We start from the raw sequence: 13,941 nt of genomic DNA on the forward strand, positions 1-13,941 counted from the left end.
AAGGGCTCACACCCTTAAGCACTCGACAGTTTTCCCTCCGGCGACCGCCGGTCCGAAGACCTCGTCTCTGTCGGGATCAACCAGAGGAGCGTCAGCACCGCGTCAGCGGCGCGCCCCGTCGATGGGCGCTTTATAGGTCCCTCCCTCCCCCGATGTCAACACGCCTTTTCAGAAAATCGTCACATGCCACCCTCTGTGGAAAAGCGGGGAGGCGACCCGTCAGAAAGCCTTACCTATCAATAGGTTAGAATGCCTGACCTTTTCTCAAGCCTCTTCGCAGCCGCAAAAATCACCCCGAAAATCTGCCGCCGCGCGTGCTGCTCGCGAGGCCGTGAACCCATGCAAAAGGCCGGTGCGGCGGCACCGGCCTTTGCCTTGAAACATAAGCGTTCCCGCCACCCGGCAGGTCGCTGGAAGGTCAGTGGTCCGACAGCACCACCTCGTCCGACCACTCGCCCTCGACTTCCTTGACGATGGCCTGCCCGCAGATCACCCGCCCCTTCAACGGGTCGAAGGTCAGGGTCGGGCTGCCCTGGAGTTGCCAGCCCTTGTTGAGCGCGGCCGAGACCCGCTTGCAGAACGACACGTCGTCCGGGCCGGTGAGATAGCGATAGAGCTTCATGATGGCGTCCTCGGTTCAGGCCCGCGCGGCGATGGCGTCGGCGAGCGTCACGGTCTTGCGGGCGATGTCGGCATGCATGCGCTCGACCATGCGCCCGTTCATCTGCAGAACCCCCTTGCCGGCGTTCTCCGGCTGGTCGAACAGCGCAATGATCTCGCGCGCCCGCGCCACCTCGTCCTCCGGCGGCGAGAAAGCCGCGTTGCAGGGGTCGATCTGGCTGGGGTGGATCAGCGTCTTGCCGTCGAAGCCGAGCTCGGCCGCCTGCGCGCATTCGGCGGTGAAGCCCTCGACATCGCGAAAATCGTTCCACACCGCGTCGAGCACATCGACGCCCCCGGCCCGCGCCGCCAGCACGCAGTGCGACAGCCAGGCCAGCATCGGCAGGCGGCCGGGTACGATGCGGGTGCGGGTCTCCTTGGAAAGGTCATTGGTGCCGAGCACCAGCACGGCGAGGCGCGACTGCGGGTTGCGGGCCGCGAGCGCGATCTCGGCGGCACGCAGCACGGCGATCGGCGTCTCGATCATCGCCCAGAGCCGCAGCGAGGGCGCGGCGCCCAGCGCCTCCAGACGGCGCGCGGCGACGAATAGCACCTCGGGATCGGACACTTTGGGCAGCAGCACGGCATCCGGTCCCGCCCCGCTCGCGCTCGCCGCGGCGATGGCGGCAAGGTCGTCCTCGAACCAGGGCGTATCGGCCGCATTGGCGCGGATCACCACCTCGCGGGGCCCGAAGCCGCCCTCGCCCACTGCGCGCACCGCCCCTTCGCGGGCATCGGCCTTGGCGTCCGGCGCCACCGCGTCCTCAAGATCGATGACGATGCCGTCGGCGGGCAGCGTGCGGGCCTTTTCCAGCGCGCGGGGATTGGAGCCGGGCATGAACAGCACGGAACGGCGGGGCACGATGGGTGGGGACATGATTCGCTCGGCTAGGTTGGCAAGTGCGCGCGGTGAGCCTATCCGGCTGTGAGCCGGGGTGACAACGCGCGTTCGTTGCCGCCTGCCGGCGTGAAGCGGGCTTCGGAGCATATGGCCATGAGCGTGGCTTTTGATGAGACATATGACGTGGTGATCGTCGGCGGCGCGATCATGGGCGCGATGACGGCCTATTATCTCACCCGCGATCCCGGCTTTTCCGGCCGTATCGCGGTGATCGAGCGCGATCCGAATTTCGCGCAGGCTTCCACCACGCTCTCCGCCGCGTCGCTGCGCCAGCAATTCTCGATCCCCGAGAACATCCGCATGTCGCTCCATGGGCTGGACTTCATCCGCAATGTGAAGGCGCATCTGGGCGAGGAGGTCGATCTCGGCTGGCATGAGGGCGGCTATCTCATCCTCGCGAGCGAGGCCGGCCTGCCGATCCTCACCGCCAATCACGCGGTGCAGAAGGCGGAAGGAGCGGAAATCGCCCTGCTCTCGCCGCAGGAAATGACCGCGCGCTTTCCCTGGCTGAATGTCGAGGGCCTCGCGGCCGGCGCCTATGGCCTCTCGGGCGAGGGCTGGTTCGACGCCCACGCTCTGCTCGCCGCCACCCGCGCGGCGGGCAAGCGCCAGGGCGCGACGTTCATCACCGGAGAGGTGACCGCGATCGCGCGCGAGGGCGCGCGCATCATCGGGGTCACGCTCGCCGACGGGCGGCGCCTTGGCTGCGGGGCGCTGGTGAATGCCGCCGGCCCGCGTGGCGGGCGCGTCGCCGGCATGGCCGGCATTCCCCTCCCCGTCGAGGGCCGCAAGCGCTGCATCTTCGTCCTGCACTGCCGCACCGGCCTGCCCAACATGCCGCTTTTGGTCGACCCGACCGGCTTCTGGATCCGCCCGGAAGGCGCTTACCAGATCTGCGGCGCGCCGGAGCCGGAGGAGGACCGCGATCCGGGCGAGGATTTCGAGGTCGACTGGCCGCTGTTCGAGGAGGTCACCTGGCCGAACCTCGCCTTCCGTATTCCGGCGATGGAGGAGGTCAAGGTGGTGCGCGCCTGGGCCGGGCATTACGAGATGAACCTGCTGGACCATAACGCGGTGATCGGCCCGCACCCGGAGGTCGGCAATTTCTTCTTTATGAACGGCTTTTCCGGCCACGGCCTCCAGCAGGCCCCCGCCGCCGGGCGCGCCATCGCGGAATGGATCGTCCATGGCCGCTCGGTCTCGCTGGACCTCGGCGTCTTTGGCTATGAGCGCGTGGCGGCCAACCGGCCCCATGCCGAGCTCAACATCATCTGAAGGATGGCGCTGATGCGCGTCGCGGGGGTCGATGGCTGCAAGGGCGGCTGGGTCGCCGTCATCATCGAGCCGGACGGCTCCGGCCACGCGGCCCGCATCGCGCGGCTGGCAGAGCTGTTCGAGCGTCCGCTGGCACCCGATCTCGTCGCCGTCGACATGCCGATCGGCCTGCCGGAACGCATCGAGGCGAAGGGCCGCGCGCCGGAACGGCTGGTGCGTCCGAAGCTCGGCCGGCGTCAGTCCAGCGTGTTCTCCATGCCCTCGCGCGCCGCCGTCGAGGCCTCGGAAGACGCGAGCGTGCCGGAGGATGAGCGTTACCGGCATGCTTGCGCGCGCGCCCGCGCAACATCCGAGCCCCCGCGCGCGGTCGCCAAGCAGGGCTTTGCCCTGTTCCCCCGCATTCTGGACATCGATCGCTGGCTGCGGGCCAATCCCGCGCTCCAGCCGCGCGTGTTCGAGTGCCACCCGGAAGTCAGCTTCTGGGCGATGAACGGCGAGACGGAGGTGACCACCGCGAAGAAGGTGCAGAATCGCCCGAATCCGGAAGGGCTGGCGCAGCGGCGCGGCCTTCTCGACGCCGCCGGCTTTTCGCAGGAGCTGTTCTCCGCCTCCAAGGCGCGCGCGCTCGGCGTGGGGCAGGACGACCTCATCGACGCCTGCGCCGCCGCCTGGACGGCGGGACGGATCGCTCGCGGGGAGGCGATCAGCTTCCCGCCGATCCCGGAATGCGACGCCCACGGCCTACGCATCGCGATCCACGGCTGAAAACTCTGCAATTTCCATATATTAGCATATCACACATAAAACTTGTGCATTAATTGATTTTGCACGTTCTAAATTCGTGTTATAGGCTCGCCGATCATTCAACGGGGGAAGAGGGTCGCATGGCTGCGCCTCAACAACAGAAGCTGAAAGTGCATGGCCCCGTCGCCGTCACCGCCAACCGCCTCACCGACGGCGTGGTGGTGTGGCGCACGCCCGATCAGGGCTGGTCCGTCGATCTCAACGACGCCGCCGTCGTGACCACGGCGCCGGAAGCCATCGCCCTTCTGGCCGCCGCGCAGCAGAGCGACATCGAGGCCGTCGGCGCCTATGTCGCCCCCGTCGTGCTCGATGACGGCCAGGTGCTGCCGGGCAATCTGCGCGAGCGCATCCGCGTTGCCGGCCCCACCTTCGAGCTGCCGCGCTGACATCTATTCCGACGCCGAAAAGAAGCTGCCGCCATGTATGTCTATGATGAATTCGACCGCGCCTTCCTTGCCGAACGGACCGCGGAATTCCGCGATCAGGTCGAAAGACGGCTTTCGGGAGCCCTCAGCGAGGACGAGTTCAAGCCGCTGCGCCTGATGAACGGCGTCTATCTCCAGCTTCACGCCTATATGCTGCGCATCGCCATTCCCTATGGCACGCTCTCGGCGACCCAGCTGCGCCGCATGGCCTATGTCGCGCGCCATTATGATCGCGGCTACGGCCATTTCACCACCCGCCAGAACATCCAGTTCAACTGGATCAAGCTGGAGAACCTGCCGGACGCCATGGCGTCGCTGGCGGAAGTCGGCGTGCACGGCATCCAGACCTCGGGCAACTGCATCCGCAACGTGACCACCGATCAGTGGGCCGGCGCGACCCCGGAAGAATGCGACGATCCGCGCATCTGGGCGGAAATCCTGCGTCAGTATTCGACGCTGCACCCCGAATTCACCTACCTGCCCCGCAAGTTCAAGATCGCCATCACCGCGGCGGCGAAGGACCGCGCGGCGGTGAAGGTGCACGATGTCGGGCTGCGGCTGCACCGCAACGAGGCCGGCGAGCTCGGCTTCGAGGTGCTGGTCGGCGGCGGTCTCGGCCGCACGCCCTTCGTCGGCAAGAGCATCCGCAAGTTCCTGCCCGCGCGCCATCTCCTCAGCTATATCGAGGCGATCATGCGCGTCTACAACCAGTTCGGCCGGCGCGACAACATCTACAAGGCCCGCATCAAGATCCTGGTGCACGAGATCGGCGCCGAGGCCTTCGCCGAGGCGGTCGAGAAGGAATGGGAAGCGATCCGCGACGGCGCGCTGCACCTGTCCGACGAGATCATCGCCGATATCCGCGCCCGCTTCCTCTATCCCGCCTACGAGACGCTCGCCGACCAGCCGGCGGAGCTGACCGAAGCGCTCAAGGACCCGGCCTTCGCCACCTGGCACCGCAATTCGGTGACGACGCACAAGCGGCCGGGCTACGCCATCGTCACCGTGTCGCTGAAGCCGGTCGGCGCCCCTCCGGGCGATGCCACCGCCGACCAGATGGACGTGGTGGCGGACCTTGCCGAGCGTTACGGCTTCAACGAAATCCGCGTCGGCCACGAGCAGAATCTGTGCCTGCCCAACGTCGCGCAGAAGGATCTGCCGGCGCTGTGGCGCGCGCTGGAGGCGGCGGGCCTCGCCACGCCGAACGTCAACCTCGTCAACGACATCATCGCCTGCCCCGGCCTCGATTACTGCGCGCTGGCCAATGCCCGCGCCATTCCGGTGGCGCAGGAGATCGCCAAGCGCTTCGCCGATCTTGAGAAGGCGCGCGGCGTCGGCCGGCTGCACGTCAACATCTCCGGCTGCATCAATGCCTGCGGCCATCACCATGTCGGCCATATCGGCATTCTCGGCGTCGAGAAGAACGGCCAGGAATTCTACCAGATCACCCTCGGCGGCCGGGCGGACGAGCATGCCCAGCTCGGCACCCTGCTCGGGCCTGCCGTGTCCTACGAGCAGGTCCCGGGCCTGATCGAGGACGTGGTGGATACCTATATGGAATTGCGTAGCGGGCCTCAGGAGCTTTTCGTGGATACCGTCGCCCGCCTTGGCATCGAACCCTTCAAGGAGCGCGTCTATGCCGCTCATTGAGAATGGACATCCGGTCGAGGACCGCTTCACCCGCGTCGCCGATGACGAGGCGCTGCCCGAGGGCGTGCCGGTCCTGATCGGCGTCGATCGCTTTCTGAGCGAGGCCGAGACGCTGAAGAGCCGTCAGGCCCCGGTCGGCATCATCTGGCCGAACAACCGTCCGATCGGCGAGATCGAACCCTTTCTCGGCCAGCTCTCGCTGATCGCGCTGGTGTTCCCCACCTTCCGCGACGGGCGCGCCTATAGCCAGGCCCGCCTGCTGCGCGAGCGGCTCGGCTGGAAGGGGCCGCTGCGCGCCATCGGCAATGTGCTGCGCGACCAGTTCCTGCTGATGGCCCGCTCCGGTTTCGACCAGATCGAGCCCGCCAAGGAAGCCGACGCTGCCGCCGTCGAGGACGCGTTGGAGACCTATACCGTGTTCTACCAGCCTACCGCCGACGGCCGTCCGAGCCTGCTGCGTCAGCGGCTCGGCCGCGTCGCCGCGCAGGAGTGAGATCATGATCCCCGCCGGGCAAGCCGCCTCGCACGCCGTGTCGCCGGAAAGCACCCTCCTCCCGCCGAAGGGCGACGAGGTGGAAGCGCTGTCGCTCGCGCTCGCCAAGGCCTCGCCCGAGGAGATCATTGCGCAGGCGGTGCGCACGGTGGGGCGCGACCGGCTGTGCCTCGTCTCGTCCTTCGGCACGGAATCGGCGGTGCTGATCGCCTATATGGCGCAGGTCGATCCCTCGATCCCGGTGGTGTTTCTCGACACCGGCTGGCTGTTCGAGGAGACGCTGGCCTATCGCGACACGCTCACCGCTCAGCTCGGCCTCACCGATGTGCGCTCCATCCAGCCCGATGCCGCGCGGCTGGCGGAGCGCGATCCCGACCGCGACCTGTGGTTCAGCGATCCCGATGCCTGCTGCCTCATCCGCAAGGTCGAGCCGCTGGCGCGCACGCTCAGCGATTTCGATGCGTGGCTGAACGGGCGCAAGCGCTATCAGGGCGGCCTGCGCGCCTTCATCCCGGTGGTGGAGCGCGACGGGCGGCGGTTGAAGTTCAATCCGCTGGCCTCGCTCGACCGCGCCGACGTCGAGGCCGCCCATACGCGCTTCGCCCTGCCCCCGCATCCCCTCGTCGCCAAGGGCTTTTCCTCGGTCGGCTGCATGCCCTGCACCAGCCGCGCGAAACCGGGAGAAGATGCGCGCTCCGGCCGCTGGCAGGGCAAGGCAAAGACCGAATGCGGCATTCACACCATGCTGCCCGGGCAATAGGCGCGCGGGCCGCTTTAGGTATCTGCTTGATTACAAAATGATTTTTTCAGGCGCGCCTCTTTACGAAGTGTCGCCCAGGCACATTCCACACGCGATGATCGCTAAATAAATCTCTTTTTCTATTGATTTTGTATTTTATTATTGACCACGCTCGAACGACGTGAAAATCTCCCCTCAATCCGGCCAGACGCCGTTCCAAGGGAGTTTCCGATGTCCTTCAATTTCAAGCATGCGGCGGCGGCCGCGCTGATCGCGGCGGTGGCTTTGCCGCTGGTCGCCCCGCTCGCCGCGCGGGCGGCGGACGTGTCGCTGCTCAACGTGTCCTACGACCCCACCCGCGAGCTCTACCAGCAGTACAACAAGCTGTTCGCGGAGAAATTCCAGAAGGACACCGGCAAGACCATCGAGATCAAGGCTTCGCATGGCGGCTCGGGCAAGCAGGCGCGCTCGGTGATCGACGGTCTCGAAGCCGATGTCGTCACCCTGGCGCTGGCCTATGACATCGACGCCATCGCCGATAAGGGCTTCCTCGACAAGGACTGGCAGAAGCGCCTGCCGGACAACTCCTCGCCCTACACCTCGACCATCGTGTTCCTGGTCCGCAAGGGCAATCCCAAGGGCATCAAGGACTGGAACGACCTGGTGAAGCCGGGCGTGCAGGTGATCACGCCGAACCCGAAGACCTCGGGCGGCGCGCGCTGGAACTACCTCGCCGCCTACGCCTATGCGCTCAAGCAGAACAATGGCGATGATGCGAAGGCCAAGGACTTCCTGAAGGCCCTGTTCAAGAACGTGCCCGTGCTCGACACCGGCGCGCGCGGCTCCACCGTCACCTTCACCGAGCGCGGCGTAGGCGACGTGCTGCTGGCCTGGGAGAACGAGGCCTTCCTGTCCAAGAAGGAATTCGGCGATGACAAGTTCGACATCGTGATCCCCTCGCTCTCGATCCTCGCCGAGCCGCCGGTCGCCATCGTCGACAAGAATGTCGACCGCAAGGGCACCCGCGCCGCCGCCGAGGCTTATCTGAAGTTCCTCTATTCCAAGGAAGGCCAGAAGCTCGCCGCCGAGAACTTCTACCGCCCGCGCGACGAGGAAGTCGCCAAGCAGTTCGACAAGGTGTTCCCGCACCTCAACCTCGTCACCATCGACGATCCCGCCTTCGGCGGCTGGCGCAAGGCACAGGCGACCCACTTCTCCGACGGCGGCGTTTTCGACCAGATCTACTCGAACTGACCCCGCCACCGCCTCTCGTTTTCCTCCGACACCTTCGCGCCGGACCTTGCTTGAGGTCCGGCGCCTCTGTCGTAAACGCGCCGGAGCCCGCACTTGGCCGACAGTTACCTGCCCGTCTCCACACCGCGCGCGCCTGCCGCGCGGCAGCAGAGCGTCATCCCGGGCTTCGGCCTGACGCTGGGCCTCACCGTGCTCTGGCTCTCGCTGGTGGTGCTGATCCCGCTGGCCGCGCTGTTTCTGAAGACGGCGGAACTGCCGCTCGACCGCATCGTGGCGATCCTCACCTCGCCGCGCACGCTGAACGCGTTCAAGATTTCGTTCGGCCTGTCGCTGGTCGCCGCCAGCGTCAATCTCGTGTTCGGCGCGGTCGTGGTCTGGGCGCTGGTGCGCTATGATTTCCCCGGCCGGCGCGTGCTCGACGCGCTGATCGACATCCCCTTTGCCCTGCCCACGGCGGTCGCCGGCATCGCGCTCACCACGCTCTATGCCGAGAATGGCTGGATCGGTTCCTGGCTGGCGCCCCTCGGCATCAAGGTCGCCTTCACCCCGCTCGGCATCCTGATCGCGCTGATCTTCATCGGCCTGCCCTTCGTGGTGCGCACGGTGCAGCCGGTGCTGGAAGACCTCGACCACGAGCTGGAGGAGGCCGCCGCCACGCTCGGCGCCGGGCGCTGGACCACCATCCGCCGCGTGGTGCTGCCCGCCGTGCTGCCGGCCTTCCTCACCGGCTTCGCCCTCGCCTTCGCCCGCGCGGTCGGCGAATACGGCTCGGTGATCTTCATCGCCGGCAATCTGCCGAACGTCTCCGAGATCGCGCCGCTGCTGATCGTGATCCGGCTGGAGGAGTTCCGCTACGCCGATGCCACCACCATCGCCGCCACCATGCTGGTCGCCTCCTTCGCGCTGCTCTTCGTCATCAACGGTCTCCAGCGCTGGCAGGAGAGCCGCACCGGGAGGCTGAAATGAGTGGTCCCTCGATCCGCTCCGAGCCGGCCGCGGTCAAATGGGCGATCATCGCCGCCGCGACGGCGATCGTCGCCCTGCTGGTGATCCTGCCGCTCATCAACGTGTTCGCGCAGGCCTTCTCCAAGGGCTGGGATGCCTATACCGCCGCGCTGGCCGACCCTGACGCGCTGGCGGCGATCGAGCTGACGCTGCTCGTCACCGCGCTCTCGGTCGCGGCGAACACGACCATGGGGCTGGTCATGGCGTGGGCGATCACCAAGTTCTCCTTCCCCGGCAAGAGCTTCCTGATCACGCTGATCGACCTGCCGTTCTCGGTCTCGCCGGTGGTGGCCGGCCTCGTCTTCGTGCTGCTGTTCGGCGCGCAGGGCTATTTCGGGCCGTGGCTGATCGATCATGGCTGGAAGATCATCTTCGCCTGGCCCGGCATCACGCTCGCCACCATCTTCGTCACCTTCCCCTTCGTGGCGCGCGAGCTGATCCCGCTGATGCAGGAACAGGGCACGACGGAGGAAGAGGCGGCGGTGACGCTCGGCGCCGGCGGCTGGACCGTGTTCCGCAAGGTGACGCTGCCCAACATCAAATGGGCGCTGCTCTACGGCGTGCTGCTGTGCAACGCCCGCGCCATGGGCGAGTTCGGCGCGGTGTCGGTGGTCTCCGGCCATGTGCGCGGCGAGACCAACACCATCCCGCTGCAGGTGGAGATCCTCTACAACGAGTACCAGTTCCAGGCGTCCTTCGCGGTCGCTTCGCTGCTGGCCTTCCTCGCCATCGTCACCCTGCTGGCCAAGACCGTGCTGGAGGCCCGGCTCGGCGGCCACAAGCGCTGAGCGGCCGTCAGAACAGATAGACCGCCGCGATGAAGCCGCCGACCACCAGCACGGCGAACAGCGCGGTGACGAGGCCGAGCCGCTCCTCGATGAAGGTGCGGGCCGAAGGACCGATCCAGTACAGCAGCCCCGCCACCAGGAAGAAGCGCAGGCCGCGCGTGATCACCGACAGCACGATGAACCAGAACAGGCTGTAATGGGCGAAGCCCGAGGTGATGGTCACCACCTTGTAGGGGATCGGGGTCAGGCCCTTGATCAGGATGATCCAGTGGCCGTACTCGGCATAGGCCTGCGAAAAGGCTTCCACCTTGTCGCCATATCCATAGAGCTGGATCAGGAACAGGCCCACCGATTCATACAGCAGCGCGCCGATGGCGTAGCCGAACAGGCCGCCGACCACCGAGGCCATGGTGCAGACCAGCGCGTACCACCACGCCTTTTTCGGCTGCGCCACGCACATCGGCACCAGCATCACATCCGGCGGCACCGGGAAGAACGAGCTTTCGGCGAACGAAACCCCGGCCAGCGCCCAGGTGGCCTGGGGGCGTTCAGCGAGGTTGATGACCCAGTCGTAAAGGCGGCGCAGCATGATGACCCGAAACTGAAAAAAGTGGCGATGGAAACGGACGGTTGGAAAAAGCGTCGTGAAATCGGAAAACGGCGACGGTCAGCCCCGCCCGCGCCGGGCGATAGCGGCATCGGTATGGGCGCCCTCCCCGGCCAGCTCTTGCCGCCGCGGGGGCACCACGCCGGCGGGATAGACCGCCCGCTTGGCCGTAGCCTTGGCCGCGCCCGCCCCGCGCTTGGGCAGCTTCTCGGCGAGGCCGAGCAACTGCTCGCGCCGGCGCATCTCGGCCCAGACGTCCTCCGGCTGGATTCCCACATCCGCCCACAGCACGACCAGATTGTACAGCAGGTCCGCGCTCTCGCTCACCACGCCCGAGGCATTTCCGGTCACGCCGTCCAGCGCCACCTCGACCCCTTCCTCCGCCACCTTCTTGGCAATGAAGGCCCGGCCCTTCGCGAACAGGCGCGTGGTGCGGGGAGAGGTTCCGGAATCCTTGCGCGCGGCGAGGACGGCCTCGTGAAGACGGCGAATCGAATCACTCATGCCTTAACCTTAAGGTGAATTCGATGAACGGGATGTGGCGATTGCCGCATGCACGCAAATTGCAAGCAAAATTCGGGCCTTGCCGGCCTCACGGGGCCGGCCCGCCGCGCGGAAATCCTCCCGGTAGCGCCGCTGTGAACGCGCGGCGCCCGATACCGGGGCACTTGCGTTTTGATCCCGGCGTTCGATCGGGTTATTGAAAAGGATGGCCTGCGCGGGCGACGCCCTCCTCAATGGATGAATTCGCCTCTGGCGGATGCTGAGAACGGATGACAGAGACGTGTCGAGCTTTCCCCGTTTCCCTTCGATGAAATGCCTTGCGGTGCTTCTCGGCGCCGTGGCCGTGCTGGCCCCCGCGCTGGCCCGCGCCACGCCCTCGCTGGTGATCGAGGTGGACAGCGGAAAGGTCCTGCTCGCGGAGGAGGCCACCAAGCCGTGGTATCCCGCCTCGGTCTCCAAGCTGATGACCGCCTATGTCACCTTCCGCGCCATCCGCGCCGGCCGCGTGACGGCGCAGACTCTGGTGACGGTGAGCGAGAACGCGGCGGCCCAGAAGCCCTCGAAGATGGGCTTCAAGGTCGGCACCCAGGTCACCATCGACAACGCGCTCAAGATGATGCTGGTGAAGTCGGCCAACGACATCGCCGTGGTGCTGGCCGAGGGCGTGGGCGGCACGCTGCCGGGCTTCGTCAACGAGATGAACCAGGCCGCGCGCGATCTCGGCATGACCGGCACCCATTACGCCAACCCCAACGGGCTGCCGGACCCCGAGCAGATCACCACCGCACGCGATCTTGCCGTGCTGGCGCGCGCGATCATGACCGAGTTTCCCGAATATGAGGAACTGTTCCGCATCCCGGCCATCAAGCTCGGCAATGGGGTGATCCGCAACTACAACAAGCTGATCGACCGCTATCCCGGCGCCGACGGCATGAAGACCGGGTTCATCTGCGCCTCCGGCTTCAATCTGGTCGCCAGCGCCAAGCGCGGCGACAAGCGCGTGCTGGTGGTGGTGCTCGGCACCAATTCCGGCAAGGAGCGCACCGAACAGGCCGCGCTGCTGCTGGAAAAGGGCTTCAATCATAGCTGGAGCGTGTTCGCCGCCGCCGCGCCCACGGTGGATTCGCTGCGCAACGAAGGCGGCGCGCCGCCGGACCTTCGGGCACAGGTCTGTGGCGGCAAGCGCAAGAACACCGCATCGGAAGCCGATGACGACAGCGGCCCCTCCGCCACCGGCTTTGTCGCCTCCGGCATGGGCGACCTCGGCGCCAATGTCACCGGCGCCAGCCTGCTGGTGAACCTGCCGCCGTCGATGCCGCCGGTCCCGGTCTGGGTCGGCCCGGTGCCGAGCCAGGCGGCGCTGGACGCTGCCTATCCCCCGCCCCCGGCGAAGAAGCAGGACGCCAAGAAGCCGGCCGCCAAACCGGCCGCCAAGCCCGCGGCCAAGGACCAGCCGAAGACCGCCGCCAACGCGGCGCCCAAGCCCCCGGCAAAACCGGCGGCCAGTGCGCCGGCCAAGCCCGCGGCAGCGCCCAAGCCCGCGGCGGCGCCAAAGCCGGCGGCTTCCGCGGCCCCGTCCTATGCGCCGGTGCCTCTTCCGCCGCCGACCCCCTGAGCCTATGTAGCGGTGACCCGCGCGTTACCGCGAGGGCACGCACAGGACTATCGCCTCCATGACCGACGAGCCGCTGCCCGACCAGCCGCCAACCGACGCGCCGCGCCGGCGCCAGCCGGACCCGATCCCCGTCACCCTGCTCACTGGCTTCCTCGGGGCGGGCAAGACCACGCTGCTCAACCGGCTGCTGAGCGACCCAGGCCTCGCCGACACCGCCGTGCTGATCAACGAATTCGGCGAGATCGGGCTCGACCATCTGCTGGTGCAGCATTTCGACGACGCGACCGTCCTGCTGGCCTCGGGCTGCCTGTGCTGCACCGTGCGCGGCGATCTGGTGGAGGGGCTGGAGCACCTGCTGCGGCGCATGGACAACGGCGTCATCCCCCCGTTCCGCCGGGTGGTGATCGAGACCACCGGCCTCGCCGACCCCGCCCCGATCCTGCATGTGCTGATGATGCATCCCTATCTGGTGATGCGCTTCCGGCTCGATGGCGTCGTCACCGTGGTCGATGCCGTCAACGGCATGGCGACGCTGGACGAGCATCCCGAGGCGGTGCGTCAGGCCGCCATCGCCGACCGCATCGTGCTGACCAAGACCGACCTCGTCGACACGCCGGAGCGGCAGGCCGCTTTCGACGCGCTGCTCGCCCGTCTCGGCACGCTCGCCCCCGGCGCGCGGCGGCTCGATGCCGCGAAGGGCGAGGCAACGCCGGCGGCGCTGCTCAATGCCGGCCTGTTCGACCCGTCGGCGAAGATTCCCGACGTCGCCCGCTGGCTCTCCGCCGAGGCGGTCGACGCGGCGGAAGCGGCCGCGCGCGGCCATTCCCACGACGCCAACCGCCATGACGACCGCATCCGCGCCTTCACCGTCGCGACCGAGGCGCCGGTGTCGGCGGCGGCGATCGACATGTTCCTGGAGCTGGTGCGCGGCACGCACGGGCCGAAGCTGCTGCGGCTCAAGGGCATCGTGAAGCTGGCGGAGGACCCGGAGCATCCGGTGGTGCTGCACGGCGTGCAGCATGTGCTGCACCCGCCGAGCCAGCTTCCCGCCTGGCCGGACGACGACCGGCGCACCCGCCTCGTCATGATCGTGCGCGATGTCGAGCCAGCGGTGATCCGCCGGCTGTTCGACGCCTTCATGGGTCTGCCGGCGCCGGACCAGCCCGACGGCACGGCGCTGACCGACAACCCGCTGGCGCCGGCGACGCTGCGCCGCTGAGG

The 13,941-nt window shown here is 67.3% G+C and carries 15 protein-coding genes; 11 read left to right on the plus strand and 4 right to left on the minus strand.

The genetic code is table 11. The features are described from left to right. Positions 1-418: 418 nt before the first annotated feature. Together VRZ77_RS11310 and VRZ77_RS11315 are read right to left on the minus strand one after the other, a co-directional pair. On the minus strand, positions 419-622 hold the full coding sequence (locus VRZ77_RS11310) for a DUF1737 domain-containing protein (protein WP_414592760.1): 204 nt from the start codon (positions 620-622) through the stop codon (positions 419-421). Positions 623-637: 15 nt separating this feature from the next. Then, positions 638-1,537 (minus strand): HpcH/HpaI aldolase/citrate lyase family protein, encoded by a 900-nt coding sequence (locus tag VRZ77_RS11315; RefSeq protein ID WP_414592761.1) that lies wholly within the window; start codon positions 1,535-1,537, stop codon positions 638-640. A 117-nt stretch (positions 1,538-1,654) separates the two neighbouring features. On the opposite strand from VRZ77_RS11315, the gene VRZ77_RS11320 reads away from it, so the two are divergent. The 9 genes from VRZ77_RS11320 to cysW all read left to right on the plus strand — a co-directional run bounded on the left by VRZ77_RS11320 (position 1,655) and on the right by cysW (position 9,994). Beyond that, positions 1,655-2,836, plus strand: a complete 1,182-nt coding sequence (locus VRZ77_RS11320; RefSeq protein WP_414592762.1) for an NAD(P)/FAD-dependent oxidoreductase — start codon at positions 1,655-1,657, stop codon at positions 2,834-2,836. Between the two features lie 12 nt (positions 2,837-2,848). Next, positions 2,849-3,601: a DUF429 domain-containing protein gene (locus VRZ77_RS11325; RefSeq protein WP_414592763.1), complete on the plus strand. Its 753-nt coding sequence runs from the start codon at positions 2,849-2,851 to the stop codon at positions 3,599-3,601. Positions 3,602-3,720: 119 nt separating this feature from the next. Further along, the gene (locus tag VRZ77_RS11330) at positions 3,721-4,026 is read left to right on the plus strand and encodes a DUF2849 domain-containing protein (protein WP_414592764.1); all 306 of its coding nucleotides are present in this window, start codon (positions 3,721-3,723) and stop codon (positions 4,024-4,026) included. Positions 4,027-4,059: 33 nt separating this feature from the next. Beyond that, positions 4,060-5,715: a nitrite/sulfite reductase gene (locus VRZ77_RS11335; RefSeq protein ID WP_414592765.1), complete on the plus strand. Its 1,656-nt coding sequence runs from the start codon at positions 4,060-4,062 to the stop codon at positions 5,713-5,715. Then, the gene (locus VRZ77_RS11340; protein ID WP_414592766.1) at positions 5,702-6,208 is read left to right on the plus strand and encodes a DUF934 domain-containing protein; all 507 of its coding nucleotides are present in this window, start codon (positions 5,702-5,704) and stop codon (positions 6,206-6,208) included. The genes VRZ77_RS11335 and VRZ77_RS11340 overlap by 14 nt, the downstream gene beginning before the upstream one ends. Before the next feature lie 4 nt (positions 6,209-6,212). Then, positions 6,213-6,968, plus strand: coding sequence for a phosphoadenylyl-sulfate reductase (locus VRZ77_RS11345; RefSeq protein WP_414592767.1), 756 nt, complete (start codon positions 6,213-6,215; stop codon positions 6,966-6,968). 210 nt (positions 6,969-7,178) lie between these two features. Beyond that, positions 7,179-8,201 (plus strand): sulfate ABC transporter substrate-binding protein, encoded by a 1,023-nt coding sequence (locus tag VRZ77_RS11350; RefSeq protein ID WP_414592768.1) that lies wholly within the window; start codon positions 7,179-7,181, stop codon positions 8,199-8,201. A 93-nt stretch (positions 8,202-8,294) separates the two neighbouring features. Beyond that, complete coding sequence (cysT, locus tag VRZ77_RS11355) at positions 8,295-9,167, plus strand: sulfate ABC transporter permease subunit CysT (RefSeq protein WP_414592769.1); 873 nt, start codon at positions 8,295-8,297, stop codon at positions 9,165-9,167. Beyond that, on the plus strand, positions 9,164-9,994 hold the full coding sequence (cysW, locus tag VRZ77_RS11360; protein WP_414592770.1) for a sulfate ABC transporter permease subunit CysW: 831 nt from the start codon (positions 9,164-9,166) through the stop codon (positions 9,992-9,994). Before cysT ends, cysW begins: the two co-directional genes overlap by 4 nt. A gap of 7 nt (positions 9,995-10,001) precedes the next feature. On the opposite strand, the gene VRZ77_RS11365 is transcribed toward cysW, so the two are convergent. Further along, complete coding sequence (locus VRZ77_RS11365) at positions 10,002-10,583, minus strand: YqaA family protein (protein WP_414592771.1); 582 nt, start codon at positions 10,581-10,583, stop codon at positions 10,002-10,004. Positions 10,584-10,661: 78 nt separating this feature from the next. Further along, complete coding sequence (gene hisE, locus VRZ77_RS11370; protein ID WP_414592772.1) at positions 10,662-11,105, minus strand: phosphoribosyl-ATP diphosphatase; 444 nt, start codon at positions 11,103-11,105, stop codon at positions 10,662-10,664. A 280-nt stretch (positions 11,106-11,385) separates the two neighbouring features. On the opposite strand from hisE, the gene VRZ77_RS11375 reads away from it, so the two are divergent. Together VRZ77_RS11375 and VRZ77_RS11380 are read left to right on the plus strand one after the other, a co-directional pair. Further along, on the plus strand, positions 11,386-12,720 hold the full coding sequence (locus VRZ77_RS11375) for a D-alanyl-D-alanine carboxypeptidase family protein (RefSeq protein WP_414592773.1): 1,335 nt from the start codon (positions 11,386-11,388) through the stop codon (positions 12,718-12,720). Positions 12,721-12,778: 58 nt separating this feature from the next. Beyond that, complete coding sequence (locus tag VRZ77_RS11380; protein ID WP_414592774.1) at positions 12,779-13,939, plus strand: CobW family GTP-binding protein; 1,161 nt, start codon at positions 12,779-12,781, stop codon at positions 13,937-13,939. Positions 13,940-13,941: the final 2 nt, after the last annotated feature.

Source organism: Ancylobacter sp. G4_0304, from assembly GCF_047501495.1.
GTDB lineage: Bacteria > Pseudomonadota > Alphaproteobacteria > Rhizobiales > Xanthobacteraceae > Ancylobacter.

Coding starts and splice junctions, on each gene's coding strand:
- VRZ77_RS11310 (WP_414592760.1), bottom strand. CDS start 622: ATGAAGCTCTATCGCTATCTCACCGGCCCGGACGACGTGTCGTTCTGC.
- VRZ77_RS11315 (WP_414592761.1), bottom strand. CDS start 1,537: ATGTCCCCACCCATCGTGCCCCGCCGTTCCGTGCTGTTCATGCCCGGC.
- VRZ77_RS11320 (WP_414592762.1), top strand. CDS start 1,655: ATGAGCGTGGCTTTTGATGAGACATATGACGTGGTGATCGTCGGCGGC.
- VRZ77_RS11325 (WP_414592763.1), top strand. CDS start 2,849: ATGCGCGTCGCGGGGGTCGATGGCTGCAAGGGCGGCTGGGTCGCCGTC.
- VRZ77_RS11330 (WP_414592764.1), top strand. CDS start 3,721: ATGGCTGCGCCTCAACAACAGAAGCTGAAAGTGCATGGCCCCGTCGCC.
- VRZ77_RS11335 (WP_414592765.1), top strand. CDS start 4,060: ATGTATGTCTATGATGAATTCGACCGCGCCTTCCTTGCCGAACGGACC.
- VRZ77_RS11340 (WP_414592766.1), top strand. CDS start 5,702: ATGCCGCTCATTGAGAATGGACATCCGGTCGAGGACCGCTTCACCCGC.
- VRZ77_RS11345 (WP_414592767.1), top strand. CDS start 6,213: ATGATCCCCGCCGGGCAAGCCGCCTCGCACGCCGTGTCGCCGGAAAGC.
- VRZ77_RS11350 (WP_414592768.1), top strand. CDS start 7,179: ATGTCCTTCAATTTCAAGCATGCGGCGGCGGCCGCGCTGATCGCGGCG.
- cysW (WP_414592770.1), top strand. CDS start 9,164: ATGAGTGGTCCCTCGATCCGCTCCGAGCCGGCCGCGGTCAAATGGGCG.
- VRZ77_RS11365 (WP_414592771.1), bottom strand. CDS start 10,583: ATGCTGCGCCGCCTTTACGACTGGGTCATCAACCTCGCTGAACGCCCC.
- hisE (WP_414592772.1), bottom strand. CDS start 11,105: ATGAGTGATTCGATTCGCCGTCTTCACGAGGCCGTCCTCGCCGCGCGC.
- VRZ77_RS11380 (WP_414592774.1), top strand. CDS start 12,779: ATGACCGACGAGCCGCTGCCCGACCAGCCGCCAACCGACGCGCCGCGC.